This is a genomic window from Acinetobacter sp. 1125_18A (genome assembly GCF_052824985.1).
The window spans coordinates 420,190-444,742 of record NZ_VTDG01000003.1 but is presented as its reverse complement, the minus strand read 5'-3'; the positions used below and the strand labels follow the sequence as shown (position 1 = coordinate 444,742).

28 protein-coding genes are annotated in these 24,553 nt (G+C 38.9%); 23 read left to right on the top strand and 5 right to left on the bottom strand.

What is annotated here, in order from left to right; genetic code table 11:
- The first annotated feature begins 16 nt into the window (after nt 1-16).
- Nucleotides 17-739, top strand: coding sequence for a pseudouridine synthase (locus FY049_RS07725; protein WP_446083460.1), 723 nt, complete (start codon nt 17-19; stop codon nt 737-739).
- A 2-nt stretch (nt 740-741) separates the two neighbouring features.
- A complete protein-coding gene (locus FY049_RS07720) occupies nt 742-1,077 on the top strand; it encodes a peptidyl-tRNA hydrolase (protein WP_056510805.1) in 336 nt (111 codons plus the stop codon).
- Between the two features lie 23 nt (nt 1,078-1,100).
- Here FY049_RS07720 and FY049_RS07715 read toward each other — a convergent pair whose 3' ends face one another.
- From FY049_RS07715 to FY049_RS07705, 3 genes are all read right to left on the bottom strand, one after another.
- Nucleotides 1,101-1,544, bottom strand: coding sequence for a GNAT family N-acetyltransferase (locus FY049_RS07715; protein ID WP_004720871.1), 444 nt, complete (start codon nt 1,542-1,544; stop codon nt 1,101-1,103).
- Nucleotides 1,545-1,638: 94 nt separating this feature from the next.
- Nucleotides 1,639-1,950, bottom strand: a complete 312-nt coding sequence (locus FY049_RS07710) for a type II toxin-antitoxin system RelB/DinJ family antitoxin (RefSeq protein WP_004720870.1) — start codon at nt 1,948-1,950, stop codon at nt 1,639-1,641.
- A 107-nt stretch (nt 1,951-2,057) separates the two neighbouring features.
- Nucleotides 2,058-2,975: a pseudouridine synthase gene (locus tag FY049_RS07705; protein WP_056510808.1), complete on the bottom strand. Its 918-nt coding sequence runs from the start codon at nt 2,973-2,975 to the stop codon at nt 2,058-2,060.
- A 147-nt stretch (nt 2,976-3,122) separates the two neighbouring features.
- Here FY049_RS07705 and tsaE point away from each other — a divergent pair, with 147 nt between their 5' ends.
- The 4 genes from tsaE (at nt 3,123) to hfq (ending at nt 7,213) form a co-directional block, all read left to right on the top strand.
- Nucleotides 3,123-3,581 carry a tRNA (adenosine(37)-N6)-threonylcarbamoyltransferase complex ATPase subunit type 1 TsaE gene (gene tsaE, locus FY049_RS07700; RefSeq protein WP_224965401.1) on the top strand — a complete coding sequence of 153 codons (459 nt, stop codon included), beginning with the start codon at nt 3,123-3,125 and terminating at the stop codon, nt 3,579-3,581.
- 65 nt (nt 3,582-3,646) lie between these two features.
- Nucleotides 3,647-5,656 carry a DNA mismatch repair endonuclease MutL gene (mutL, locus tag FY049_RS07695; protein ID WP_446083459.1) on the top strand — a complete coding sequence of 670 codons (2,010 nt, stop codon included), beginning with the start codon at nt 3,647-3,649 and terminating at the stop codon, nt 5,654-5,656.
- Nucleotides 5,657-5,662: 6 nt separating this feature from the next.
- Complete coding sequence (gene miaA, locus FY049_RS07690; RefSeq protein ID WP_056510816.1) at nt 5,663-6,607, top strand: tRNA (adenosine(37)-N6)-dimethylallyltransferase MiaA; 945 nt, start codon at nt 5,663-5,665, stop codon at nt 6,605-6,607.
- A gap of 90 nt (nt 6,608-6,697) precedes the next feature.
- A complete protein-coding gene (hfq, locus tag FY049_RS07685) occupies nt 6,698-7,213 on the top strand; it encodes an RNA chaperone Hfq (protein ID WP_004720864.1) in 516 nt (171 codons plus the stop codon).
- 133 nt (nt 7,214-7,346) lie between these two features.
- Here hfq and FY049_RS07680 read toward each other — a convergent pair whose 3' ends face one another.
- Both FY049_RS07680 and FY049_RS07675 read right to left on the bottom strand, forming a co-directional pair.
- Entirely contained in the window at nt 7,347-8,663 is a 1,317-nt protein-coding gene (locus tag FY049_RS07680) for a peptidylprolyl isomerase (RefSeq protein ID WP_446083458.1), read from the bottom strand.
- Nucleotides 8,663-11,113, bottom strand: coding sequence for an LPS-assembly protein LptD (locus tag FY049_RS07675; RefSeq protein WP_446083457.1), 2,451 nt, complete (start codon nt 11,111-11,113; stop codon nt 8,663-8,665). The genes FY049_RS07680 and FY049_RS07675 overlap by 1 nt, the downstream gene beginning before the upstream one ends.
- Before the next feature lie 119 nt (nt 11,114-11,232).
- Here FY049_RS07675 and FY049_RS07670 point away from each other — a divergent pair, with 119 nt between their 5' ends.
- The 17 genes from FY049_RS07670 to gspJ all read left to right on the top strand — a co-directional run bounded on the left by FY049_RS07670 (nt 11,233) and on the right by gspJ (nt 24,522).
- Complete coding sequence (locus tag FY049_RS07670; protein WP_056510819.1) at nt 11,233-12,252, top strand: aminoglycoside phosphotransferase family protein; 1,020 nt, start codon at nt 11,233-11,235, stop codon at nt 12,250-12,252.
- Complete coding sequence (murU, locus tag FY049_RS07665; RefSeq protein ID WP_056510822.1) at nt 12,249-12,938, top strand: N-acetylmuramate alpha-1-phosphate uridylyltransferase MurU; 690 nt, start codon at nt 12,249-12,251, stop codon at nt 12,936-12,938. The genes FY049_RS07670 and murU overlap by 4 nt, the downstream gene beginning before the upstream one ends.
- A 106-nt stretch (nt 12,939-13,044) precedes the next feature.
- Complete coding sequence (gene rsmG, locus FY049_RS07660) at nt 13,045-13,677, top strand: 16S rRNA (guanine(527)-N(7))-methyltransferase RsmG (protein ID WP_004720854.1); 633 nt, start codon at nt 13,045-13,047, stop codon at nt 13,675-13,677.
- Between the two features lie 24 nt (nt 13,678-13,701).
- Nucleotides 13,702-14,484, top strand: coding sequence for a ParA family protein (locus tag FY049_RS07655; RefSeq protein WP_004720853.1), 783 nt, complete (start codon nt 13,702-13,704; stop codon nt 14,482-14,484).
- A complete protein-coding gene (locus FY049_RS07650; RefSeq protein WP_004720851.1) occupies nt 14,481-15,371 on the top strand; it encodes a ParB/RepB/Spo0J family partition protein in 891 nt (296 codons plus the stop codon). The genes FY049_RS07655 and FY049_RS07650 overlap by 4 nt, the downstream gene beginning before the upstream one ends.
- A 35-nt stretch (nt 15,372-15,406) precedes the next feature.
- On the top strand, nt 15,407-16,039 hold the full coding sequence (locus FY049_RS07645) for a MotA/TolQ/ExbB proton channel family protein (RefSeq protein WP_004720849.1): 633 nt from the start codon (nt 15,407-15,409) through the stop codon (nt 16,037-16,039).
- 20 nt (nt 16,040-16,059) lie between these two features.
- Nucleotides 16,060-16,482, top strand: a complete 423-nt coding sequence (locus tag FY049_RS07640; protein ID WP_056510829.1) for an ExbD/TolR family protein — start codon at nt 16,060-16,062, stop codon at nt 16,480-16,482.
- Between the two features lie 3 nt (nt 16,483-16,485).
- On the top strand, nt 16,486-18,216 hold the full coding sequence (msbA, locus tag FY049_RS07635; RefSeq protein ID WP_056510831.1) for a lipid A export permease/ATP-binding protein MsbA: 1,731 nt from the start codon (nt 16,486-16,488) through the stop codon (nt 18,214-18,216).
- A gap of 6 nt (nt 18,217-18,222) precedes the next feature.
- On the top strand, nt 18,223-19,239 hold the full coding sequence (gene lpxK / locus FY049_RS07630) for a tetraacyldisaccharide 4'-kinase (protein WP_056510834.1): 1,017 nt from the start codon (nt 18,223-18,225) through the stop codon (nt 19,237-19,239).
- Nucleotides 19,240-19,243: 4 nt separating this feature from the next.
- The gene (kdsB, locus tag FY049_RS07625) at nt 19,244-20,005 is read left to right on the top strand and encodes a 3-deoxy-manno-octulosonate cytidylyltransferase (RefSeq protein WP_446083456.1); all 762 of its coding nucleotides are present in this window, start codon (nt 19,244-19,246) and stop codon (nt 20,003-20,005) included.
- 67 nt (nt 20,006-20,072) lie between these two features.
- A complete protein-coding gene (locus tag FY049_RS07620; RefSeq protein WP_446083455.1) occupies nt 20,073-21,053 on the top strand; it encodes a DNA polymerase III subunit delta' in 981 nt (326 codons plus the stop codon).
- 26 nt (nt 21,054-21,079) lie between these two features.
- On the top strand, nt 21,080-21,421 hold the full coding sequence (locus tag FY049_RS07615) for a PilZ domain-containing protein (protein WP_004720833.1): 342 nt from the start codon (nt 21,080-21,082) through the stop codon (nt 21,419-21,421).
- Nucleotides 21,422-21,448: 27 nt separating this feature from the next.
- The gene (locus FY049_RS07610) at nt 21,449-22,222 is read left to right on the top strand and encodes a TatD family hydrolase (RefSeq protein ID WP_446083454.1); all 774 of its coding nucleotides are present in this window, start codon (nt 21,449-21,451) and stop codon (nt 22,220-22,222) included.
- An 87-nt stretch (nt 22,223-22,309) separates the two neighbouring features.
- Nucleotides 22,310-22,924, top strand: a complete 615-nt coding sequence (locus FY049_RS07605) for a TetR/AcrR family transcriptional regulator (protein WP_004720824.1) — start codon at nt 22,310-22,312, stop codon at nt 22,922-22,924.
- A 5-nt stretch (nt 22,925-22,929) separates the two neighbouring features.
- The gene (locus FY049_RS07600) at nt 22,930-23,496 is read left to right on the top strand and encodes a prepilin-type N-terminal cleavage/methylation domain-containing protein (protein WP_446083453.1); all 567 of its coding nucleotides are present in this window, start codon (nt 22,930-22,932) and stop codon (nt 23,494-23,496) included.
- Entirely contained in the window at nt 23,483-23,866 is a 384-nt protein-coding gene (gene gspI, locus FY049_RS07595; RefSeq protein ID WP_105712766.1) for a type II secretion system minor pseudopilin GspI, read from the top strand. The genes FY049_RS07600 and gspI overlap by 14 nt, the downstream gene beginning before the upstream one ends.
- Nucleotides 23,866-24,522 (top strand): type II secretion system minor pseudopilin GspJ, encoded by a 657-nt coding sequence (gene gspJ / locus FY049_RS07590; protein WP_081407352.1) that lies wholly within the window; start codon nt 23,866-23,868, stop codon nt 24,520-24,522. The genes gspI and gspJ overlap by 1 nt, the downstream gene beginning before the upstream one ends.
- Nucleotides 24,523-24,553 lie beyond the last annotated feature (31 nt).

Genomic DNA, 24,553 nt, shown 5'->3' with positions numbered 1-24,553 from the left:
TTTAAGGTATTGATTTATGTTCTTGGAAAAAATGTTGCAATCACAAGGCTTTGGTTCACGTAAGCATTGCCAACAACTCATTAAAAATGGTGCAATTCAAATCCAAAACGAGGTCGTTACCGACCCCAAATTTAAACTTGATCCTCAAAACCTAGTATTTTCAGTCTATAGCGGAACATTTCAATACCGTGAAAACGTCTATATTGCCTTAAATAAACCGCAGGACTACGAATGTTCCCATCAATCAACACACCATTTTAGTGTTTTTGATTTATTCGATGATGTCCTTATGAACCGTGGTTTACAAACTGTTGGTCGTTTAGATCAGGACACGACGGGTCTATTGTTACTGACGGATGATGGGCAGTTTTTGCAAGCATTGACTCATCCTAAAAAGCATGTGGCTAAAGTTTATCAAATACAAACAGCAGATCCGATTACAGATGATCAGATTCAACAACTTGAACAGGGTGTAGAATTACGCAATGAAAAGGGTACATTTGCAGCAACAGATGTACAGCGCTTGGCTGAATATGCATTACAAATCACTGTGCACCAAGGGGTTTATCATCAAGTCAAACGGATGTTGGCTGCTGTGGGGAATAAGGTTGAAAGCTTGCATCGTGCACAAGTCGGGCAATTAGCACTCAAAGAATTAGTTGAAGGTGAGTGGGTTTATTTGACAGAAGATCAGGTGAATGCTGCTAGAAATAGTCAAAATGAACAAATAGTGATTTGATCATGGCTTTAAAGCTCTATATTGCTGTTTTAGATGAAATGCCAGACTTTATGGTTCCAACCCTTGTTGCACACGCAGTCTTGGCTGCGCATTTACAATTCGTTCAAGATGCTGATGTCGAAAGTTATAAAAATTGGTTAGAACATTCTTTTCGTAAAGTTGTGGTCAAGGTGAATCAAAAAGAATTTGATAAAATTGCTCAATTAAAGTGTTATTTAGGGCATGAAAGTACAGTATTGGATGCTAAAAAATCCTGTGCTGTGGTCTTTCCTATTTCACAGGACACGGTACCCAATGTACTTAAATTCGCAAAGATGTGGAAACCTACGTTGAATTGATTAAAAAATGCATTGTAAAAAAACTACTTGAGGAAACAATGAAATGTCTGGAATTCATTGTCTTTAACAAAGCCCATTTGTTCATACAGCTGATGTGAATGGTAATTGTTTTTCTGGGTCTCTAAACTGATCCGTTGCGCATCTTCATGGCGTGCAAACAGAATTGCAGTATCAATCAGTTGTTTGGCAGAACCTTGTCGACGAAAAACAGGTGTTACATAAACATCATCTAAAATATAGTACTTTGAACAAGAAACAGATGAAAAGCCTTGGTATAACAGCACAAAGCCTGTAAAAACATCATCTTTTACATGAATAAAGATAACACTTTCTTGATTTTCAAAACGTTGTTTTAAAAAATTAAAGGACTCTTGGATATTGGAAGATGCGCCGTAAAATTGGCGATATTCATCAAATAAAGTAGCAAGTTGATTTAAATCTTCTTTGGTCGCTCGTCTAACGATCATTTATTACTCCTTGCAATGATTTTTATCTTTGCAAAAGAGCATAACCAAAAAATAGAAAAGTAAACTTAATTATTTGTTTAAAAATGCGACAGTGTTATTTTTTGTCACTTTCACCCAAGATGGCATTTAACTCTGCAAATAGATCTTCATCGTCATCATTTAAATCAACAGAAGAATTGAGTTGCCCGTTTTGTTGGTCTTGCTTAAGTTTTCTCAGCTTGAATAACTGATCCATATTGATATTTTGATTTTCTATGGCGAAAGGGATGGATTTTGTGATGACGACTTGTTTAAAAAACAGTCGAACTGCTTGTGCAGGCGTAATCCCCAATTGTTTAAAAACAGCAAATGCTAGTTTTTTTTCTTGTGAATCAAGGCGTACTTGATAGACTTCGGTTTTTCTCATGAATAGTAACCAAACAAAATTTGAGTTTGAATGCTTATTTTAATCAAAGCTTTCGGAATTTCAATGCTTAATCGTCAAAAAGTCATATATTTGTCATTACGTCAAAATTACAGTGTCAATTCATAGTCAGAACAAAAGCAATATTCGACTTGTGTAATTGGGTCAAGGAACTCAATTTTTTTGGCTAACAGCTGTAAGGGTTGTGAAAAATCAGCAGCATTTTTATGTAGAACTTGCGGGTAAAAAGGGTCATTTTTAATTGGAATATTTAACCAATTTAAATGTACCCGTAATTGATGTTGTTTACCTGTAGTAGGCTTTAGTAAGTATTTTGCCCAAATTTGATTGTGTTCAATTAGATTAATTTCGGTATATGAGTTTGATTTTCCCTCAACAACTTTCATGGTGTAAAAGGGTTCACCCTTTTCCATTCTCAAGTCCACAGCACATGGAAATTTTAAATCAGCATTGAATTGAGCAATCGCTTGATAGGTCTTATTGACTTGTCGCTCAGCAAACATTTGTTGATATAAACCACGTGTTTGAGGGCGTTTAGAAAACAATACAACGCCAGCAGTTTCCCGATCTAAGCGATGGATTGGGGTGAGGTCTGGGTTGTTTGTGGTTTTTTTTAAACGAACTAATAATGTTTCTTGTATATATTGCCCTGATGGGCTGATGGTTAAAAAGTGAGGCTTGTCTACGACAATTAAATCTTCATTTTCAAACAATATCTTTTCTTGAAATGGCACATGAATTTCATGGGGTAAAAATCGATAGTAGTAAAGATGGGTATTCTCTAGATAAGGCTGATCAACCGTTAATGCTTGACCTTGTATATCGATGATGAGTTGCTCTTGAAAACGTTGTTGCCATTCATTGGCTGAAATATGTGGAAAATGTTCACATAAATAACTGAATAAATTTTTAGGTAAAGCTGCTAGCTTGGGGAGATAAACTTTTGATGCAGTTACGCCATCTCTCATTGGTGGTTGATATTCTGAAAGAGCGGTGACGGGTTTCATAAGCGTATTTTTTATGCAGATAAGTTTAAAGTGAGTTGTCTAAGCGTGTTGGAAAGTATCAAAACATGATTTCTAAACAATGCAACATAGGTTTTAAAGTCACGCAATGCTATCATATTGTCTGGTTTGAATCATGTCGTGAGCGTTATGCAATATTCATATAAATTAAGTCTGAGCAATGAACAAGACACCGAAATGTTGGCACAAAAGTTAGCTCAACATATTGCAAAAGGCGTGATTTATTTAATCGGTGACTTGGGGGCAGGTAAAACCACACTTACACGCTATTGGTTGCAAAGTTTAGGTCATCAAGGTGCGGTTAAAAGTCCAACATATACCTTGGTGGAACCTTATAATATCAATACGAAAGAGGTGTTTCATTTTGACTTATACCGTTTAAATGATCCTTATGAGCTTGAATTGATGGGTATTCGTGATTATTTAGAGGTCGAGAATGCTTTATTCTTATTTGAATGGCCTTCTAAGGGCGGTGATGAAATTCCACAGCCAGATCACGTCATTCGCATTTTAAAAACAGAAGATGAAGCTGCACGAGAAGTGGTCATTGAAAGTATTTCTGCTGAATTGATTGAAGCGTTGACTTGATCAATGTTTTCAGCATTTTAAGCCCATCATATATTTTAATTTATTTAAATTTTTAGGTTAATTGAATGCAACGCGAAGATATCAGTTTAAGACGTATCCAAAATCTAGATCCAGCACTGGCCAACCAAATTGCTGCAGGTGAGGTGATTGAACGACCATCATCGGTAGTGAAAGAGTTGCTTGAAAACTCGATTGATGCAGGTGCGACTGAGCTGATTATTCGTGTGGCAAATGGCGGCAGTACCCTGATTGAAATTATTGACAATGGTCGAGGTATTCACGCTGAGGATCTAGCACTTTCAGTCACCCGTCATGCAACCAGTAAAATTCAATCTGCTGAAGATTTACATGCAATTGTGAGTTTGGGCTTTCGTGGTGAGGCGCTTGCATCTATCGCAGCGGTTTCGCGTTTAACCTTAACCAGTAGTCAGGATGATTCAGGTGTCGGTTACCAACTGGAAGTCAATGGTACAGCATTTGATCATCAAGATATTCAAGCGGTAGCAACCCAACAAGGTACACATATCCGTATTCAGGATTTGTTTTTTAATGTGCCTGCGCGGCGTAAATTTTTAAAGAAACCAAGTACTGAATTTGGTCATATTGAAGAAATTGTACGTCGAATGGCACTTACGCATTTCGATATCCGCTTTGTTTTAGAACATAATGACAATATTCGCCTTAATTTGCCGATTGCAGATAGTGGTGAGCTAAGATTTCAACGGGTACAGCAATTATTAGGTCGCCAATTCACTGAAAATGCTTACTGGATAGATGCAGACAGTATTAGTATGCGTTTATCAGGTTGGTTAGGACATCCTTCAGATGCGCGTGCACAAGCCGATTTGCAATATGTCTATGTGAATGGTCGTATCGTCAAAGATAAAACCATTTCTCATGCTTTGCGTATGGCATACGATGGTATTTTGCATGGGCATCAACATGCAGCGTATTTGCTGTTTTTAGAAGTTGATCCTGAAAATATTGATGTGAATGTGCATCCAACTAAGCATGAAATTCGCTTCCTAAATCAGCGTGAAGTGCATGAGTTTGTACGACATTTTGCTAAAGACACCTTATCTCAATTCCAAACTGCAACTGCGGATTTGTCTTCTGCAATGAAGCAGGATAGCGCAAAAGAAAATCAAGCATTGCCAGCACAGCCACGTTATCAGGAACAATTTCATTTACATCGCAATGTACCAACTGAGCAAGATGTAAGTGATCAAAATAACCGAAGCAATTCAGATGGGTCTATACAGCATAGTGGTCTAACAGATTTTAGTGATGGACATGCCCAAACAGTCAATTATTCCCACTATGAACTACAACAGCAGTATCGAGGCACTCAACAACTCAATAACGCCTTGAAAAGCTATTTAGCCCCTTTACGTGACTCTGGGGATGCTGATCAAGAATTAACAGATCAAGCGTCCTATGAGCGATCTGTACAAGAAATCCAAAATAAACAGGTCCATCAGGTTGATGAATATCCGTTGGGAATTGCAATAGCGCAATTACATGGAATTTATATTCTTGCACAGAATACGGAAGGACTGATTATTGTCGATATGCATGCAGCGCATGAACGTATTTTGTTACAACAAATGAAATCTGCATGGGATAAACCAGAATTTTGGACCTCACAGCAGTTGCTTATTCCTAAAGTTATTTCGATTACCCGTATGCAGGCAACCCGTGTTGATGATTTAAAACCACAGTTGGAACGCTTAGGTCTAGAAATTGATCAATATGGTGATGATCAAGTGATTGTACGTGGTGTGCCTGCGATTTTACATAAAGCAGATTTTGAATCCTTGGTACCTGAATTACTCAATGATTTAGATCCAAATGATGAAGCGCAGGCGCTACAGCAAAAGCGTGATCAAATTTTAGCAGGCATGGCATGCCATGGTGCAGTGCGTGCTCATCGAATGCTGAGTCTTTCCGAAATGAATGCTTTGTTGCGTCAAATGGAACACACAGAATTTGCCAGTCAGTGTAATCATGGTCGACCAACATGGCGAGCATTTCCATTACCCCAATTAGATAAATTATTTGCTCGAGGAGAGTAGTTGTACATGTCAAATCAATTGCCCGTCATCAATTTAATGGGACCAACCGCAAGCGGTAAAACTGCTTTGGCATGTGAACTGTATGATCATGGGAATTATGAGCTTATTTCTGTAGATTCTGCCTTGGTCTATAAAGATATGGATATTGGTACTGCAAAGCCAACCAAAGCGGAGCAGGAGTGTTATCCGCATCATTTGATTGATATTATTACCCCACTAGAGGTTTATTCTGCTGCTGAATTTGTCGAGGATGCTTGTAGACTGATTGATGATATCCATGCACGCGGTAAAACACCTATTTTAGTTGGCGGTACAATGCTATATTTTAAAGCGTTGCTTGAGGGGCTCTCTACAAATTTACCAAGTGCTGATTACGAGATTCGTGCTGCGATTGAGTTAAAAGGTGAAACGGAAGGCTGGCAATCGGTGTATGATGAATTAAAATCTGTTGATGTATTGGCAGGTGAAAAATTTAAAGTCAGTGATAAGCAAAGAATCATTCGCGCTTTAGAAGTGTATAAAATTACTGGTCGTCCGATTACTCAACTACAGGCGGAACAACCGAAGAATCAACCGTACCGATATGATTTTCATAATTATGCTTTATTGCCTGATCGCCTAGAGCTGCACAAGAGAATTGAACTTCGTTTGGAAAAAATGTGGGAAATCGGATTTTTAAATGAGGTTGAAAATCTTATGAAAAAATACGATCTCGAAGAAAATTTACCTTCTTCACGCTCTGTTGGATACCGACAGGCGATAGATTTTTTAAAAAACAGTGATTTGAGTCAAGAAAGTGAGCGTCAAATGAAGGATAAAGCACTATTTGCGACACGACAATTAGCAAAACGTCAATACACATGGTTACGATCTTTGCAAGAAACACACTCTTTTCAAACTTTTTTTACGATAAACCAAGCACAAGAAGACTTGCGAAACTTATACGGATAAAGCAAAATTTAACAACTACCTTTTTTATAAATTTTAATTGAAAAATAAAGGTAGTTTTTGCGCTGATTTTAATTTTTTTTGGAGTATAAAATGTCTAAAGGTCAAACTTTACAAGATCCGTTCTTAAATTCTCTCCGTAAAGAACGTATTCCTGTTTCTATTTTTCTTGTAAACGGTATTAAATTACAAGGTCATATTGAATCTTTTGACCAGTATGTTGTTTTGTTGAAAAACACAGTAAGCCAAATGGTTTATAAGCATGCTATTTCAACTGTAGTACCTGCACGTAATCCACGTCCAGCTGGTGCTCCTGCTGGTGCTCAAGGCGCTGCTGGTGGCTTCGGCGGTCAAGCTGGCGGCTTCGGCGGTCAAGCTGGTGGCTTCGGTGGTCAAGGTGGCTTCGGTGGTCAACAAGGCGGCTTTGGTGGTCAACAAGGCGGTTTCGGTGGTCAAGGTGGTTTCGGTAGCCAAGGTGGCTTCGGCGGTCAAGGTGGCTTCGGTGGTCAAGGCGGCTTTGGTGGTCAAGGTGGCTTCGGCGGTCAAGGTACTGACTTTGGCGGCGAAACAAAATTTGAAGATTCACAAGAAGATGAAAACAATCGTTAATTTCTTGATTTAACAAGAACGATTGTAAAGGAGACGCCAAATTGGCGTCTCTTTTTTATTGGTGTTGCTAAATTTAGAGAGAAAAAAACCAGTGCAAAAGCACTGGTTTTTAATTTAACGACTTAGCATAGACTTAACTTTCATTTTTCTTTGGATCTAGGCTTGGGTCTTTGATTTCAATGTAAGTATTTGCACGTAACTCTCTTAACCAGCCATCATATTCTGATTCGAATTGACGTTCGCCTAAAATTTGGCGAGCCATACGCTTTTGGTACTCTGAGGTCATATCTTGTTGACGTGTGCCTGTAACTTGGAGAATATGCCAGCCAAATTGAGTTTGAAATGGTTTACTGATTTCGTTGACTGGCGAACTTTGCATGAGTTTGTCAAATTCAGGAACCATCATGCCAGGGCTTACCCAACCAAGACTTCCGCCATCACGAGCAGAACCAGGATCATTTGAATAGGTTGAAGCAAGCGTAGCAAAATCATCACCTGCTTTTAAACGGTTATAAATACTGTCAATGGTTTGCTTTGCATTTTCAGGGCTAACAACTTCTGATGTTTTAATCAGGATATGACGCGTATTAAATTGCGGAACTAAAGCTTTTTGCTCATTCGATTTTTTTTCTAATAATTTTAAAACATGAACACCATCTTTTGCTGGAATTAAGTCAGTGGTTTGTCCTGGCTCAAGAGTCGTAACACGTGCAGCAAGATCTGTTGGAATATCTGAAAGCGGACGGAAGCCCATATCAGCACCATCGACTTTAACTTGGGCTGTGCTAAATTTCTTTTCTAAGCTTTTAACGTCATTGCTGTCTTTTAAGTCAGTACGAACTGTTTTTGCAATACTTTCTAACTCACTTGCAGGCGCTTCTCCTGAAATACGCATATGTAGTACATGGACTTGACTACCAACAGCAGCTTGACCTTCAGGTGATTTTAAGAAGTTTTCAACATCAAGGTCAGTGATCTTGATACGAGACATCACTTGTTGTTGACTCAATCGTTGAATGAGTAAATCTTCTGCAACACGGTTACGAAGTAATTCATAGGTACCGGGTGCAACAGCATCTAATTTTTTTTGAAAAGCTTCTAAAGAATTTGCACCAGATTGTTGAGCAACTTTTAATACGGCTTCATTTAAGCTTTTTTCATCTGCTTTTAAGCCATACTTCTTTACTTGTTCAAGCTGTGCATCATGGGTGATGAGCTGACTCAGTACTTGCTGTTGCAGAATGTTTTGTGGTGGGATTTCTTTCTTTTGTGCCTGAAGTCGATGTGTCGCTTCAGCAACATCTTGGTCTAAATCACTTTTTAAAATTGCTGTAGAACCAACAATTGCAATGATTTGGTCCTGCGGAGCAGCATAAACTGATACCGAGGTGGAGATGAGTAAAGCTAAGGTTGATGCTTTAAATAATTTTTTAAATTTTTGCGTCTTCATTAATGTGTCCAAGATTGATTAGCTTTATCAAAACCTAAAATACGATTTTCAAGTAATGAACTTAACTTGTTGTTCAAACCACCAAGTCCTTTTAGTGTGATCTCAGCCATCACTGCGCGTTTTGGCTTTGTATCAGGAAGAGAAACGTCATCTAGATCATTAAAGTACGAGCGACCATAGACGGAAATTCCCCAACAACAAGATTCATAATTCACACCCAATAAATATTCGCGTGCGACATGGTTGTCAAGGTCATATTGAACATGCCCCATAATACGCCAGTTGTCTTTTACAGGCTGTATAAATGATGCAACTGCTTGATCATATTCTCGTTGACGGTCAGGAAGGTTATTGCGATAAAAATAACCGACGTTATAAAGGTTTCCACGCTGGCCTGTATAATACAGTTGGAAGTCATGTTGTGCGCTATCACCATTTGACATCCACGCTGAGTTGGTACTCAATGTGAAGTTTTGTGAAAGTTGGCTAGAAAGACTCAGCACAGGGCCGGTATGTTTTTCTCTGTCTAAATCATCAGTATTGTTAAGCAGTGTAACTTTTCGATCATCAAAATAATAACTTTGACCAATACTGGCTCTTAAACGCTCTAAGCCCACTGTATCAAATAAACTATAACTTAAGCCTAAAGATAAAAAGTTATTGTCTTCTAAGCGGTCGTGTCCATAAAAGCGATACGGGCTAAACAATTGATCATAGTTGATAGAAGCTGTTGTTGAATCAAAGTTTGGATAACCTGTTTGATTTTTATATGGTGCGTAAGCGTAGAAAGCACGAGGTGTAATAGTCTGGAGGAATTTCCCGTCCTTTTCAAAAGTTAAACCCGTATCCAAGGTAAATTGAGGAACAACAACGGATTTATTTTTGCTATCTTGGCTTTGGTTATTTAAGTTAAGTTGATCTACCGTGGTTTGATCATAGAAAGTATTTAAACTACGTACAGAAACTTCAGGGATCACAAAAGACCATGGATTGCGGAAATTATAACGTGTCGCAAATTGGTTATATAAACGTGTACCACTTGGCTGGTTGTTATAATCAGCATCGTTGATGTCTTTTTGGAAATACGCAGTATCGTTATTAAATTCGTATTCCAAACCTTGCGGATTTCCAGCGACATAGTTCAGTAAAAACTGTGGTAGGCGGGCATATGGCTTATCTACATCTTTGATGGTTTTATCAAGTGTTTGAAAGTCTTCAACTTTAAGCTGAGCTTTTAACCCAGGAATACCGTGATTATAGTTAAGTTCCCAAGCGCGGCGTTGGTTAAGCTCTGTGCGGGAATTTGGATTGCTATCTAGATCTGAGAAGAAGTCTTTATCAGAAACATAGTTATATTCTAAATTGGTTGACCACTGTTTGGTGATATCCCACTTGTGTAGGAAATGGAGGTCTTTACGATCTTCATCATTATAGTCGCGGTCAGAGGGTAAGTAACTTCCCCAAACGCTACCAGCACCAAAGTTCTCAGTTAAGTAGCGAAATTCACCTTGAGCCATAAGACCACGGTCAGTAATCAGTCGTGGTGTAATGGTGGCATCATAATTAGGTGCCAAATTTAAATAAACAGGAACTGCGAGTTCAAAACCGCCATCATTGGTAAAGCCGAAACTCGGGCTTAAAATCCCGGTTGTACGGCGGTCATCGATCGGGAAGTTAAAGTATGGAACTGCGAGTACAGGCACATCCTTAACATAAAGTTTAGTGCCGCGCGTTACACCACGACCAGTATCTTGATCCAATTCAATTTTATTGGCCTGAATTTTCCAAGTGGGTTTTTCATCAGGTGGGCAGGTGGTATAGGTTGCATTTTCAAGGATGATATTGGTTGGTGAGGTTCTTTCTATTTTTTCTGCATGACCATGTGCGTGAGTCAATTCTGCAATATAGAAACTATTATTTAACTGCCCAGTTTCATCTTTGAGGTTGTAATCGATCTGATCACTCTGCGCGATAATACCACCTTGCGCCATTTGTACATTGCCTTTCGCTTTGGCGAAAGTTTGTGTTTTATCAATGGTCACTTCATCAGCACGGATCATGCGTCCAGATTGATCAATGACCACATCACCAGACAGAAAGGAGTCGCCATTGGGATTGTAATACCCATTATCTGCGGTAATCACAGATGAGGCTTCTTCTGGATTTGTCGATTTAGCTTGAGTACTAAAAGGCGTTACCCAGACACCTTCACAATAACGGGTACTTGGATTTTTTAAATCACGTACCTGCGCTTCAGGTGAGTTTTTGTCCACATAATATTGTTCAAAGAAATTTTGCCCTGCAAAGCTTTCTTTGATGGCTGCATTCAGTTGCTTATTATTAACTTCAGAAACAGTGTCTGTCGATTCAGCATAGCTGGATACTGAACTTCCACAAAGAAGTGTCAAAATAGCAGTCGCTAAAGGATTAAATTTAAACTGATGCTTCATTTGTCTCATTAACCAAATATGCTAATCGCAATTAATTATTGTCGCATCATAGAGAAAAAGTCGATAAGTAGCTACACTTAGCACTTCAAAAATTCAGCCTGAATTAGATTAAATTGCAAATGAATACACAACGTGAACAATTGATACAAACATGGTTAACATCTGTACTCAGTTCAGATCAATTTGAAATCAATTTTTTAGCAGGCGATGCGAGTTTCCGTCGTTATGCACGAATTACCTTGAATAATAAAACATTTATGCTTATGGATGCACCTCCTGAGAAGGAAGATTGTCGTCCTTTTGTTGCGATTGATGAATTCTTTGACACAAATGGGGTGCGTGTACCTCATATTGTTGCCAAGGACTTAGATCAAGGTTTGTTGCTACTTGAAGATTTTGGCGATGTATTGCTATCTACACAATTGAATGATCAAACGGTAGATGTACATTATGCGCAAAGTTTTAAGCAGTTGGTGCAGTTACAGTCTATTGCTACTGCTTCATCACAATTGCCAGCATATGCCTATGAAAAGTTGATTTCAGAAATGGAATTGTTAACGGATTGGTTGTTACCATCATTAGCAATCCAAGTGACAGATGAAGAACATGCGTTAATTAAAAGAACTTTTGCTATCCTTGCCAACGCTGCTTTGGCACAACCTCAAGTAATCGTACATCGTGATTTCCATAGTCGTAATCTGATGATTCTTGAAGGTGAGAAAGACCAAGGCGTGATTGATTTTCAAGACGCAGTGATCGGTGCGGATACTTATGACTTGATTTCGATTACCCGTGATGCCTACGTACAGTGGGGTCCTGAGCGTGTGTATGCGTGGTTTAAAGTATTTTATGACTTATTGCCAGAATCTGCGAAGCAAGATCGTGATTTTGATCAATTTAAACAAGATGCTGACTTTATGGCAATTCAGCGCCATATCAAAATTTTAGGTATTTTCGTTCGTTTGTTTGAGCGTGATGGTAAGTCTGGTTATCTCAAGGACTTGCCTCGTGTCATGTGGTATTTACTGGAAGAGGCAAAACCTTACCCAGAATTACAATCGTTTATGCATTTTATCCATGCACGGGTTTTGCCGAAATTTGAAGAAAAATATGGCACATATGAGGTAGTTGCAGCATGAAAGCGATGATTTTAGCTGCTGGTCTAGGCAATAGAATGCGACCTTTGACCCTCTATAAGCCAAAGCCTTTATTGGAAGTAGGCGGCAAAGCACTAATTGTATGGCATATTGAAAAATTAAAAAAAATGGGTGTGACTGAAATCGTGATTAACTCTGCATGGTTGGCAGATATTCTGATTGGCACCTTGGGTGATGGCTCACAATTTGGTGTGACTATACGCTGGACGCGTGAAGATGAGGGCTTGGAAACTGCAGGTGGGATTATCAATGCCTTAGCACTTCTCGGTGATCAACCTTTTATTCTGGTCAATGGCGATGTATGGACCACTTTTGATTTTGCATCATTATTAGATATCAATCTTGCCGATGATCTTGCGCATTTGGTTTTTGTTAATAATCCTGAACAGCATCCTCAGGGCGATTTTACCTTGGCAAATGGTCGCGCTTATACCTTTGATCAAAATCAGCAAGGTGAAAATTTAACTTACAGTGGTGTCGCTGTGATCAACCCAAAAATGTTTGATGGTCTGGAGCATGGTAAAAGACCGCTTGCACCCTTGCTTAAACAAGGCATGCTAGATGGTAAAATCTCTGCTGAGAAAATGCAGGCAGCGTGGGTTGATGTGGGTACACCTGAACGTTTAACAGCCTTGGATTTGCAAATAAGACAGGGTGAGTATATTTAAGTGAGGATAAATACGCCTAAGTGCGTATTAACTCATCGTTAACTACTGTTCCACGGGCGAGAAATAGGTATACTTTCAGCTAACTTTTTAGAGATGTTATTTGATCATGCATCCATTTTTTCAAGAGTTAAAGCAAGGCAGTCTAAAGCTTGGCTTAAAACTTAGTGATGAAGCATTAGGATTATTGTTGCAATATCAAGATGCACTCGTCCTGTGGAACAAAGCTTATAACTTAACAGCGATTCGCGATCCAAAAGAAATGTTGGTTAAACATTTATTGGATAGCTTAAGTATTTTAAATGATTTACCCGCTGGTCGTTTACTCGATATTGGTACTGGCGGGGGTATGCCAGGGATGATCATTGCACTGTGCCAACCTGAACGCCAATGTGTTTTGTTGGATTCAAATGGTAAGAAAATTCGTTTTCTGAAACAGTTTATTGCAGATTTAAAACTAAAAAATGTTGTCGCAGTTCAGACACGTGTAGAAAATGAAGATAGTATCCATGATCTAGGGCAATTTGATGTGATCACCAGTCGTGCATTTGCTTCATTGACAGATTTTGTGACAGCTTCAGAACCTTATATGCATGAACGCAGTATCATTGCGTCAATGAAAGGTTTGATTCCCACTGAAGAAGTTGATGCTTTAAAAGACAAGTGGAGTTGTGACATTATTGAATTGCATGTACCTCGGTTGGACGAACAACGTCATTTACTTTTATTAAAACAGATTTAAAACAGACTAAGGGTTGGGGTTACCATGGCTCAAATTATTGCTATCGCAAACCAGAAAGGTGGCGTAGGTAAAACCACGACAGCCGTGAATTTGGCTGCCTCTTTGGCAGTGTTGAAAAAGCGTGTTTTATTGGTGGATATGGACTCACAGGGTAATGCTACCATGGGGTCGGGTATTCAGAAAAATGATTTGTTGTATTCAGTCACCGATGTACTTCTGGGTGAAGTACCGATTGAAACTGCAATTAGTAAAGCTGAAGTCGGTTATAAAGTGCTTGGCTCAAATCGTGATTTGGCAGGTGTTGAATTGGCAATCGCAGAGCAAGATGGACGTGAGTTTATTTTGCGTAATGCTTTACAGCAGATTGAAAAAGACTTTGATTATATTATTGTTGATTGTGCACCAAGTTTAAGTTTAATTACGGTCAATGCTTTAGCTGCAGTCGATGCAGTGATTATTCCAATGCAATGTGAGTATTATGCATTAGAAGGATTGGCAGATCTGACCCAGACCATTGATAAAATTCAGCAGGCTTTAAACCCTGAATTGGAAATTATTGGGGTGCTTCGTACCATGTATGATGCACGTAATGCACTCACTCGTGATGTTTCTGCCGAATTAGAACAGTATTTTGGTAAGAAACTTTATGATACAGTGATTCCGCGTAATGTGCGGTTGGCCGAAGCGCCAGCACATGGATTACCGATTATTTATTTTGAGAAAAGCTCTAAAGGTGCAATTGCATATTTAAATTTAGCAGCTGAAATGTTGAAAAAGAGTAAAGTGAAAAAAGGAAATAAAGCATGACCGTGAAAAAAAGAGGGTTGGCAAAGGGTCGTGGCTTAGATGCATTATTAGGTTCAATCCAAAAAGAAAAATTACAACTTGAAGTTCAAGCATTGGATCATGGCCAATTAAAACAGATGGATGTAACCCAATTAAAACGTGGTGCATATCAACCCCGTCGGTTTATTGGTGAGCAAGATTTACAAGAACTTGCAGCGTCAATTAAAAAACATGGTGTAATGCAGCCGATTGTGATTCGTCCGATTGAAAATGACGAAACACCCTATGAAATCATTGCAGGCGAACGCCGCTGGCGTGCTGCTCAATTGGCGGGTTTAACTGAAATTCCTGCAATTGTACGTGATTTGACCGATCAAGTTGCGATTGCCTTGGCATTGATCGAAAACATTCAGCGTCAAGATTTAAACCCTGTTGATCAAGCGTTAGCATTACAACGCTTCCATGAAGAATTTGGGCTTAGTCATCAAGAAATTGCGGATACCGTAGGTAAAGCACGTACTACCGTGAGTAACCTATTGCGTTTATTAAGCCTAGAAGATGAAATCAAAGATTTAATGCAGCAAGGTTTGTTAGACATGGGACACGCCCGTGCGATACTGACACTAAAAGCTAAAGATCAATTGCAAATTGCAAAAATTGTGATTGATAAGAGTTTATCTGTTCGTCAAACCGAGCAGTTGGTGCGTGATTGGAATACACCAAAGCAGGAAAAATCTAAAGACCCACTCGCACCAGATGTACAACAACTGACTCAGAAACTGTCAGAGCGTTTTAGTGCCAGTGTAAAATTAGACTATAACAAACAGGGTAAAGGGAAACTGGTCATCAGTTATAACTCGCTTGATGAGTTAGATGGAATTTTAAATATCTGTTTACCAGAACAATAATGTTTAAGCGATTTAATTAATTTGGGGAACTAAAGATGTGGGAACTTGTTAAAGCCGGCGGTTGGTTAATGCTGCCATTGGTTTTATGTTCAATTTTTACTGTTGCGATTTCAATCGAGAGATTTATACGGCTGAAACGATCTTTAGTTCTACCTAAGTCGCTTATGATGCAAAAAGGTCGTAATGTTGACGATGTTTTAGATGAAATGGAACAAGATCAAGCTGTTTGCCAAACTGCATTGGGCTATATTTTTAAAGATGGTATAGATGCTTACGCTCAAGGTGAAGCATTTGCACGTGCTCAGATGGAAGCGACTGCTTCACGTGAAATTGGATATTTAGAAAAAAATATCAATTTCTTAGGTACATTGAGCGCTGTTGCACCGTTATTGGGTCTATTGGGCACAGTGATTGGAATTATCGAATCCTTTTTAGTCATTGATTTAGGTACGAATGCCAATCCAACCATGATGATTCCTGGTATTTCTAAGGCATTAATTACCACAGCTGCCGGTATGGTGATTGCTATTCCTGCACTATTTGCCTACCGTTATTTTCAGCGCTTAGTTCAGGAATATGTGGCTGAACTCGAGCAACAGTCGACTTTATTTCATGCCGCCTTATTTTTTCAGAAACACCTTGAAAATGAAAAAAAGAAAGCTGGTTAAATCCGTTTTAGGGGTGTTTCATGAAATTTAGACGCAGAACAGTTGAAGATATTCATATTAATCTTACGCCATTGATTGATTGCTTGTTATTTATATTGGTGATTTTATTACTGACCACCACCTTTAATCAGCAAAGCCGGATCAATCTTTCTTTACCGGATGCACAAGGTGTTCCGCCAAAAGAATACAAAAATAAAATTGAAGTCATGGTAGACTCGGCAGGACATTATGCAGTAAATGGGCAGGCACTTTCGAGTAAAGAGTCGGCTGATTTAAGTACTGCAATTAAGCATGCAGCAAATGATAATCGTGATCTGATGTTTGTGATAGCTGCAGATGCTAAAGCGACGCATCAAGATGTTATTCGAGTGATGGACGTCGCAGGACAGCTAGGTTTCGTTAACATCAATATCAGTACCAAAGTTCCATCTCGAGGTTATTAATTAGTGAATCAGGATTTTAAGGTCTATGTCCGTCTTTTGGCGTATTTAAAGCCGTATTGGGGGGCAGCCTTACTCGTTATTGTTGGATTTGGCTTAAATGCAGCAACTGAAGTCTCCGTAGCAAAGTTACTTAAATATATTATTGATGCAATTCAAGGTGGTAATCGTGGCGATCTTGATTGGTTTCCCGCACTGATTATTCTATTGATATTCTTCCGTGGTTTAGGTTTGTTTATGGGTGGCTACTTTACTGCAGTCATCTCAAGAAGTTTGGTGTTTAGTATTCGTCAAGAAGTTTACGCCAAGCTCCTAAAACTTCCAGCGCAGTATTATTTGGATAATTCATCTGGTCATATCACAGCAAAAATAATGTATAACGTGGAGCAACTAACCGCAGCTTCATCTGAATCATTAAAAATATTAGTGCGTGATGGTGCAATTGCTTTAGGCTTGTTGGGCTATTTACTGTATACCAATTGGCGTTTAACTTTATGTATTTTCATCTTTATGCCGATTATTGGCTTATTGGTGCGAAAAGCTTCTAAACGGATGCGTAAACTCTCCATTCAAGTACAAAATACCATGGGAGATGTGAACCATATTGTTCAGGAAACAATCAGTGGTAATGCTGTTGTAAAGAGTTTTGCTGGTGAGGAAAATGAACAAAAACGTTTTTATAAGTCTTCAGAAGAGAACTTAAAACGTGGTTTGAAAATGGTGGTTGTACAGAACTTAAATAGCCCACTGGTTCAACTGGTTATGGCTTTTGCTTTAAGTATCATTATTTGGTTGGCATTGCGTCCACAAATTTTAGGCGATACTTCAGCGGGGGAGTTCGTTGCTTATATCACAGCAGCTGGGTTGCTGGCGAAGCCTATTAAAAATCTAACAGATATCAATGAAAAATTACAACGCGGTATCGCTGCGGCATATTCTGTATTTGAAGTTTTAGATTTACCTCAAGAAGAGAATACTGGAACTTTAACACCAAAATTATTGGGTGATATTAAGTTTGAGCATGTGTCTTTAACTTATAAAAATAATGTAAAAGCAATAGATGATTTTTCATTAGACATACAAGCAGGCCAAACCATTGCTCTGGTTGGGCGTTCAGGTGCTGGTAAGTCATCTTTGGTGAATATGTTGGTGCGCTTTCAGGAAATTAGTGCAGGGCAAATTTATCTAGATCAACTACCTATTCAGGATATTGAACTCAGTTGTTTACGCACACAAGTTGCGATGGTCAACCAGCAAGTGGTTTTATTTGATCGAACTGTGCGTGAAAATATTGCATATGGTCAGTTAGAAAAAGCATCCGATGAAGCTATTGTTGCAGCAGCTAAGGCGGCTTATGCACACGACTTCATTATGGAATTACCAAAAGGTTATGACACACCATTAGGAGCGCAAGGTTTAAGTCTTTCAGGTGGTCAACGTCAACGCATTGCCATTGCGCGTGCAATTCTTAAAAATGCACCGATTCTTATCCTAGATGAAGCCACCAGTGCTTTGGACAATGAGTCTGAACACTTTATTCAAAAAGCATTTGATGAAGCGATGCTTGATCAAAATAGAACCACGATTGTGATCGCTCACCGACTATCCACGATTGAGAAAGCGGATAAGATTGTGGTTATGGATAAAGGGCGTATCATAGAGCAAGGTACTCATACTGAGTTATTGGCGAAGCATGGCGCTTACTATCAATTGTATGAACGTAACTTTGAGGAATAATCGAACATGTCTATTGCGCAAATCATTCAAGATGCTTGGAATAAACAGTCCAAGTGGTTGATTGCATTGCGGCCATTGTCATGGTTATATCAGTTCGGTTTTACGGTAAATAAGCAACTGTATCAAAAAGGTATAAAAAAAACCTATAAAGCACCTGTCCCAGTGATGATTATTGGAAATATTACTGTGGGCGGGAGTGGGAAGACACCGTTATTGATTCAGTTGGTTAAATATTTGCAACATCAGCATGTCCGAGTTGGTGTGATTAGCCGTGGTTATGGCGGTCAAGGGCCTTTCCCTGCACTGGTTACTTTAGATTCTGTGCCTGATCAAGTAGGCGATGAACCCTGTTTAATCGTTCAGTCTACTGAGGTTCCCATGGTGGTGGGTGGCAATCGCCAAGCCAATATTGAGTTACTACTGCAACATTACCAGCTTGATTTAATCATCAGTGATGATGGTTTACAGCATTGGGCTTTAGCGCGTCAAATCGAATGGATTGTACTTGATAATAATCGTGGTTTGGGTAATCAGAAGCTACTTCCTGAAGGTTATTTACGCGAGCCTGTGAGCCGTTTAAAACACGGTACCGTGATTGAACATGCACATCAGCCACATTCAGCTCTGAATATGCATTTAGAAGTGACAGAACCTTATCTTTTAAATCCAAGTTTTGACCAATCTGAGCAGTTTGATCCTACACTTGATTATTATGCAGTCGTTGGAATTGGTTTTCCTCAACGTTTTTATAACACCTTGGAAAGTATAGGTGTAACTCAATTTCAATGTCATGAATTTCCAGACCATTATGATTATGAAATTGATGATTTGCAGTTTGAAGATAACAATCCGATTATCACTACTGAAAAAGATGCAGTAAAGCTTTTACCGTTATTGAAAAATCATTCTACATTTAGTCGTGAGATTTGGGTGGTTCCAGTTGGAGCGGTCTTGTCTGATGAATGCTATCTATTACTCAACCAACAACTTACTCAACTTGGTATTGATCTAATACAAGGTTAATTTGATGAAACATATTGTTATTCCTGCGCGTTTTGCGAGTTCACGTCTTCCGGGTAAACCGCTCTTAGAAATTCATGGTCGAGCCATGATTTTACGTGTGGTCGATCAAGCAAAAAAAGTACAGGGGTTTGATGACCTTTGTGTGGCAACAGATGACCCTCATATTGCAGCGCTTTGCCGAGCAGAAGGTGTGGATGTTGTGATGACTGATCCGAATCATCCTTCAGGCACAGACCGTTTAAGTGAAGTTGCTCGGATCAAAGGTTGGGATGCTGAGGATATTATTGTGAATGTACAGGGCGATGAGCCTTTGTTGCCTGCACAATTGGTGATTCAAGTTGCGGAATTATTGGCGCAGAAAGCGGATTGTTCAATGTCGACCTTATGTGAGCCGATACATCAGCTTGACGAGTTTCAGCGTGACAGCATTGTGAAAGTGGTGATGTCTAAGTTCAATGAAGCGCTTTATTTTAGTCGTGCGCAAATTCCTTATGATCGAGAGGGTGTTAAACAGGCTGAGCAAAAGCTACATCAGCATGCTTATCGTCATTTGGGCTTATATGCTTACCGTGTCAAGCTTTTACAAGAATATGTTACTTGGGATATGGGTGTTTTAGAACAGTTGGAAAGCTTAGAGCAATTACGCGTTTTAGAAAATGGACATCGTATTGCGATTGATATCGCACAAGCAAACTTACCACCCGGTGTCGATACTCAAGCTGATTTGGATCGCTTAAACGCCTTGGATGTAGCGGTTTTTGAATAGTTTGTCTTTGCGTTATTTATATTTGCGTCACTTGTTTTTACCTCACTTGTATTTAGGTTTTTGATTCATGGATGCTTCTAATTCTCAGGTTTATCCTTGGCAGCAACAAACATGGGAAACCTTAACAGGTCGCTTTCCAAAATTAGGGCATGGTTTATTGTTCTATGGTAAAAAAGGCTGTGGTAAACATGCGTTTACCCAATATTTTTTGTCATGGGTTTTGTGTTTAAATAAAACACCACAAGGCGCTTGTGGCGAGTGCGCAAGTTGCCAGTGGCTCAAATCGGATACCCATCCTAACTATGTTAATATCACGACCGATGAAGAGAATAAGAAGCAAAACGCGAAAATTAAGATCGAGAAGATCCGTGATTTACTACCATTTGTGCAGCAAACAGTAGATGGTTGGCGCGTTATTGTGATTGAACCTGCAGAAGCTTTAAACATTGCTTCTGCAAATGCATTATTAAAAACGCTAGAAGAGCCAGGTGATCGAGTACAGATTATTTTACTTGCGGAACATTATCTAAAGCTCCCAGCAACGATTCGTAGTCGATTACAGCACTTTGCCATGGATCGAATTAGCCCCACGCTTTCAGAACAATATTTGCAACAACATTTACCCGCTGAAATGCATTCTAAAATTAACTTGTTGATGAATTTATCCAATAATATGCCATTGCAAGCATTGGCGCTTGCTGAGCTGGATTGGTTAAATCGACGTGGGGAATTTTTACAAGATTGGCAAAAATTGGTCAGTCAAAAAAGCATGCCTTTACAGTTTGCTTCAAAATGGAATAAAGAACTGAGCTTTTATGATTTTTTACAAATGTTTGAATACTTGTTGTCAGATATAATTTGTGTCAAGCTGAATCAAATTGTAAAGAATTCAGATTTACAGTTGGATGAGCTTGCAGCGCAGTATCAATTACAAAGCTTGTTCTCTATTTATGAGGATTTACAACAATCTAAGCTAAAAGTTGATCAAAATGTACAAACAAATCTAATTATTGATCAATTGTCGATTCAGTTAATGAATGTGACATAAAATTTGAATATTCAGGGGGAATAATCATGCAACCACGTATGGGCGGTTTGATTCAAGTCAACATCAATGATCGTGCAACCTTACAAGCCAGTTATATGCCTTATATTTTAGGTGGTGGCTTATTTGTACCATCAAAGAATGCTGTAAAAATGGGCGATGAAGTGTTCGTATTGGCAGGTTTGCCAGATCAATCACAGAAAGTTCCTTTAACAGGGAAAGTGATTTGGATTTCGCAAAAGCAAAATGGAATTAAGCCACAAGGTTTTGCAATTCAACTCACTGGCGAAAAAGGCATCTATTACAAAATGGAAGCAGAAAAACTACTCGCAGGTAGTATGTCTTTAGACCGTCCTAGCTTTACAATGTAAGCCAATTTTCAATATTTAGGAATTTCTGTGTTTGTTGATACGCATTGCCATTTAACCATGTTAAATCTTGAACCTTATGCTGGGGATCTCGATGCCGCATTACAACAAGCAAGAGATGCTGGTGTGTCTAAATTTATGGGGATTTCTGTAGATTTGGATGACCATATCGCACTTGCAGAAATTGCCGCAAGACATTCAGATGTGGGCTATAGTGTTGGTGTGCACCCATGTGAAGATCCTGCAGTGATGCAACGTGCAAGTGTTGAAAAACTGGTTGAATTGGCGCAGCCTGAAAAAGTTTGGGCCTTGGGTGAAACAGGCTTGGATTATTTTCATAGTACTGAATTTATTGCTGAACAAAAAGCCTGTTTTGCACGACATATTCACGCATCGCAACAGGTTAAAAAACCTGTAGTTGTCCATACCCGTTCAGCAAAGCATGAAACTGTAGACATTATTCGGGCTGAAAAATCAACACATGGTATTTTGCATTGTTTTACAGAGGATTGGGAGACTGCAAAGGCGGTTTTAGATTGTGGTTACTATATTTCCTTCTCTGGAATTGTTTCATTTAAAAATGCGCAAGATTTAAGAGATGTTGCAAAGCAGGTACCTTTAGATCGCTTGTTGATTGAAACGGATAGTCCTTATTTGGCGCCGATGCCTTATCGAGGAAAACCGAATGAACCAAAATACGTTCCTTATGTAGCCAAAGCGCTGAGTGATGTATATGATAAAACGCTTGAAGAGATCGCTTTCATTACCACACAAAATTTTGAAAATCTGCTTCAACAAAAGTGATTGAAAAGCACTGATTTAAAAAGCAATCAATAGAAGTGCGTCAATTTATTAACGGATAGAATTAACAAGAGAGTTTATCGGGTGAAGATGGATCGACAGGCTCAGTTTAGAGCAAGAGAAGCATTGATTTTTCAGGTTGCTGAACAACTGCTTTTAGAAAATGGTGAAGCTGGGATGACATTGGATGCCCTTGCTGCAGAACTAGATCTAGCTAAGGGAACACTTTATAAGCATTTTCAGAGTAAAGATGAGTTGTATATATTACTCATCATTCGTAATGAACGTATGTTACTTGAAATGGTACGTGATACTGAAAAAGCATTTCCTGAGCATTTGGCTTTTTTTATGTTGCACCATTTACACCATCCTGAACGTGCAGTGTTATTCCATCAGATCGAAGAGCGATTATCCACTACTGGACAAGGCATCCATCATTTATTTAGTGAACTCTATCAAGTGCGTAAACAACGTTTACGTATCATTATTCGAATGACAGAATGCTATCTAGAATCCATTCAAAGTTTGATGTCGGTACGTGATTATTTGGCTTCGATTTGGTCAATTACGCATGGTGGAGCAGCGATATTGAATTCAAGCTTCTATCAACGTTATTTAGGTTGTCGAGATACCTTACGTGTCGCATTGATTGATCAGGCATTGGCTGTGCCAAAACATCCACAAGCCTCAGAACAGGTGGCTTAGCTGCAATGAAAAATCTACGATCATCTCAAAAAATGCGAGGTTTTACCTTAATTGAGGTGATGGTGGTGATCGTCATCATCAGTATTATTGCCTCATTGATCATTTTAAATATTGATGGCGTAGATCAGCGTAAAGCTATGCAAGCGCGCGAGATGTTATTGCTCGATTTAAAGCAGATTAATCGTGAAGCCAATGATCAAGCGCGTATTTATGCACTCGATTTACACAATGCTACGGATGTTGCAGATGCACAGTATGGTGTTATTGAATATATTCCAGTCAAAGAAGAAGCTGAGCAACGTATTCGAGTGGTTGACAATAAACCATGGAAAGAAGTGACGGACTTTCCTAAAAGAGCGTTGCCAGAATACGTTTCATTTTCTATTGAAACGGAAGATCATCAATTCCAAAATGCAAATAACTCAGAACTCTTGGGGAATAATGCACCTAAATTGATTTGGTTTGGAAATGGTGAAGTCAAACCTGTCACAATTCAAATGTATTATCAGCAAAAGCCAGTGGGTGGGGTGATTCGAGTTGATTATTTGGGTAAAGTAGATGAAGAAAAATAAAGGCTTTACTTTAATTGAGGTAGTTGTGGCTTTGGCGATTTTTGCAGTCGCAGCAATGGCTTTGACCAAAGTCGCGATGCAATATACGCAGTCGACAGCCAACGCGATTTTACGAACCAAGGCTCAGTTTGTTGCACAGAATGAAATCTCAATGATGATGATTAATCGTGAATGGTTGTCAGGAACGTCATCCAAACAAATCACCACACAAGGTGAAACTTGGCAGGTAGATAAAAAAGTAGAATCTACACTGAGCCCAAATGTACAAAAAATAGATGTGCAAGTGAGCCTTTTTAATCCTGATACGGGTAAAGTAGAAGCAGGGATTACCAATATGGTGTTCTTTAATTATCCGATCAAAGAAAAATAATGATGAATCTAATCAAGCATAAAAAAAATCAAACTGTGTATGCACAGAAAAGCACAGGCTTTACCTTAATTGAACTTTTGGTGGCCATTGCAATCTTCGCTGTTTTGTCAGCATTGGGCTGGAAAATATTTGACTATCTGATTAAAGTTAAAGATCGTAATGTCATACATGAGGAAAATTTAGGCCAATTACAAGGTGCGTATCAACAGATTCAGCGCGATACCTTACAGATTGTTCCTATTTCTGCAAGAAGTGGTGAGGAAATTGAACCTGCTTTAGGTTTAGATAATCAAAAACTTTCTTTCAGTAAAACAGGTGTAACCGACCCGCTTAAACAGGGGTTGTCACCCTATGAACGAATTGAATATGTTTACAATGCACAAGAGAAAAAACTTTATCGGTTAAAATATTCAAATTTAAATCGAAATAATTCAGAACAGCCCTTGTCGAGTGTGTTATTGGCAGATGTGGATCAGTATCGTATTGATGTTTTAAATCCAACAGAATTAGATCGTTGGCCAAATGATATGATTAAAAATGATAGGCAATTGCCGCGTGGGATTAAAATTAAAGTCACGATTCGTGATATAGAATATGAATGGATTTTTAGTTTGCTCAATTCTGACTATCTGATCAATAACGGCGCAGCTAATTAAATCAGTATTGTGGTAGATGCGGATCAATAAA

Bases quoted from the DNA above. Each gene is read 5' to 3' on its own strand.
- FY049_RS07725 (WP_446083460.1), top strand. From the start codon at position 17: ATGTTCTTGGAAAAAATGTTGCAATCACAAGGCTTTGGTTCACGTAAG.
- FY049_RS07720 (WP_056510805.1), top strand. From the start codon at position 742: ATGGCTTTAAAGCTCTATATTGCTGTTTTAGATGAAATGCCAGACTTT.
- FY049_RS07715 (WP_004720871.1), bottom strand. From the start codon at position 1,544: ATGATCGTTAGACGAGCGACCAAAGAAGATTTAAATCAACTTGCTACT.
- FY049_RS07710 (WP_004720870.1), bottom strand. From the start codon at position 1,950: ATGAGAAAAACCGAAGTCTATCAAGTACGCCTTGATTCACAAGAAAAA.
- FY049_RS07705 (WP_056510808.1), bottom strand. From the start codon at position 2,975: ATGAAACCCGTCACCGCTCTTTCAGAATATCAACCACCAATGAGAGAT.
- tsaE (WP_224965401.1), top strand. From the start codon at position 3,123: ATGCAATATTCATATAAATTAAGTCTGAGCAATGAACAAGACACCGAA.
- mutL (WP_446083459.1), top strand. From the start codon at position 3,647: ATGCAACGCGAAGATATCAGTTTAAGACGTATCCAAAATCTAGATCCA.
- miaA (WP_056510816.1), top strand. From the start codon at position 5,663: ATGTCAAATCAATTGCCCGTCATCAATTTAATGGGACCAACCGCAAGC.
- hfq (WP_004720864.1), top strand. From the start codon at position 6,698: ATGTCTAAAGGTCAAACTTTACAAGATCCGTTCTTAAATTCTCTCCGT.
- FY049_RS07680 (WP_446083458.1), bottom strand. From the start codon at position 8,663: ATGAAGACGCAAAAATTTAAAAAATTATTTAAAGCATCAACCTTAGCT.
- FY049_RS07675 (WP_446083457.1), bottom strand. From the start codon at position 11,113: ATGAAGCATCAGTTTAAATTTAATCCTTTAGCGACTGCTATTTTGACA.
- FY049_RS07670 (WP_056510819.1), top strand. From the start codon at position 11,233: ATGAATACACAACGTGAACAATTGATACAAACATGGTTAACATCTGTA.
- murU (WP_056510822.1), top strand. From the start codon at position 12,249: ATGAAAGCGATGATTTTAGCTGCTGGTCTAGGCAATAGAATGCGACCT.
- rsmG (WP_004720854.1), top strand. From the start codon at position 13,045: ATGCATCCATTTTTTCAAGAGTTAAAGCAAGGCAGTCTAAAGCTTGGC.
- FY049_RS07655 (WP_004720853.1), top strand. From the start codon at position 13,702: ATGGCTCAAATTATTGCTATCGCAAACCAGAAAGGTGGCGTAGGTAAA.
- FY049_RS07650 (WP_004720851.1), top strand. From the start codon at position 14,481: ATGACCGTGAAAAAAAGAGGGTTGGCAAAGGGTCGTGGCTTAGATGCA.
- FY049_RS07645 (WP_004720849.1), top strand. From the start codon at position 15,407: ATGTGGGAACTTGTTAAAGCCGGCGGTTGGTTAATGCTGCCATTGGTT.
- FY049_RS07640 (WP_056510829.1), top strand. From the start codon at position 16,060: ATGAAATTTAGACGCAGAACAGTTGAAGATATTCATATTAATCTTACG.
- lpxK (WP_056510834.1), top strand. From the start codon at position 18,223: ATGTCTATTGCGCAAATCATTCAAGATGCTTGGAATAAACAGTCCAAG.
- kdsB (WP_446083456.1), top strand. From the start codon at position 19,244: ATGAAACATATTGTTATTCCTGCGCGTTTTGCGAGTTCACGTCTTCCG.
- FY049_RS07620 (WP_446083455.1), top strand. From the start codon at position 20,073: ATGGATGCTTCTAATTCTCAGGTTTATCCTTGGCAGCAACAAACATGG.
- FY049_RS07615 (WP_004720833.1), top strand. From the start codon at position 21,080: ATGCAACCACGTATGGGCGGTTTGATTCAAGTCAACATCAATGATCGT.
- FY049_RS07605 (WP_004720824.1), top strand. From the start codon at position 22,310: ATGGATCGACAGGCTCAGTTTAGAGCAAGAGAAGCATTGATTTTTCAG.
- FY049_RS07600 (WP_446083453.1), top strand. From the start codon at position 22,930: ATGAAAAATCTACGATCATCTCAAAAAATGCGAGGTTTTACCTTAATT.
- gspI (WP_105712766.1), top strand. From the start codon at position 23,483: ATGAAGAAAAATAAAGGCTTTACTTTAATTGAGGTAGTTGTGGCTTTG.
- gspJ (WP_081407352.1), top strand. From the start codon at position 23,866: ATGATGAATCTAATCAAGCATAAAAAAAATCAAACTGTGTATGCACAG.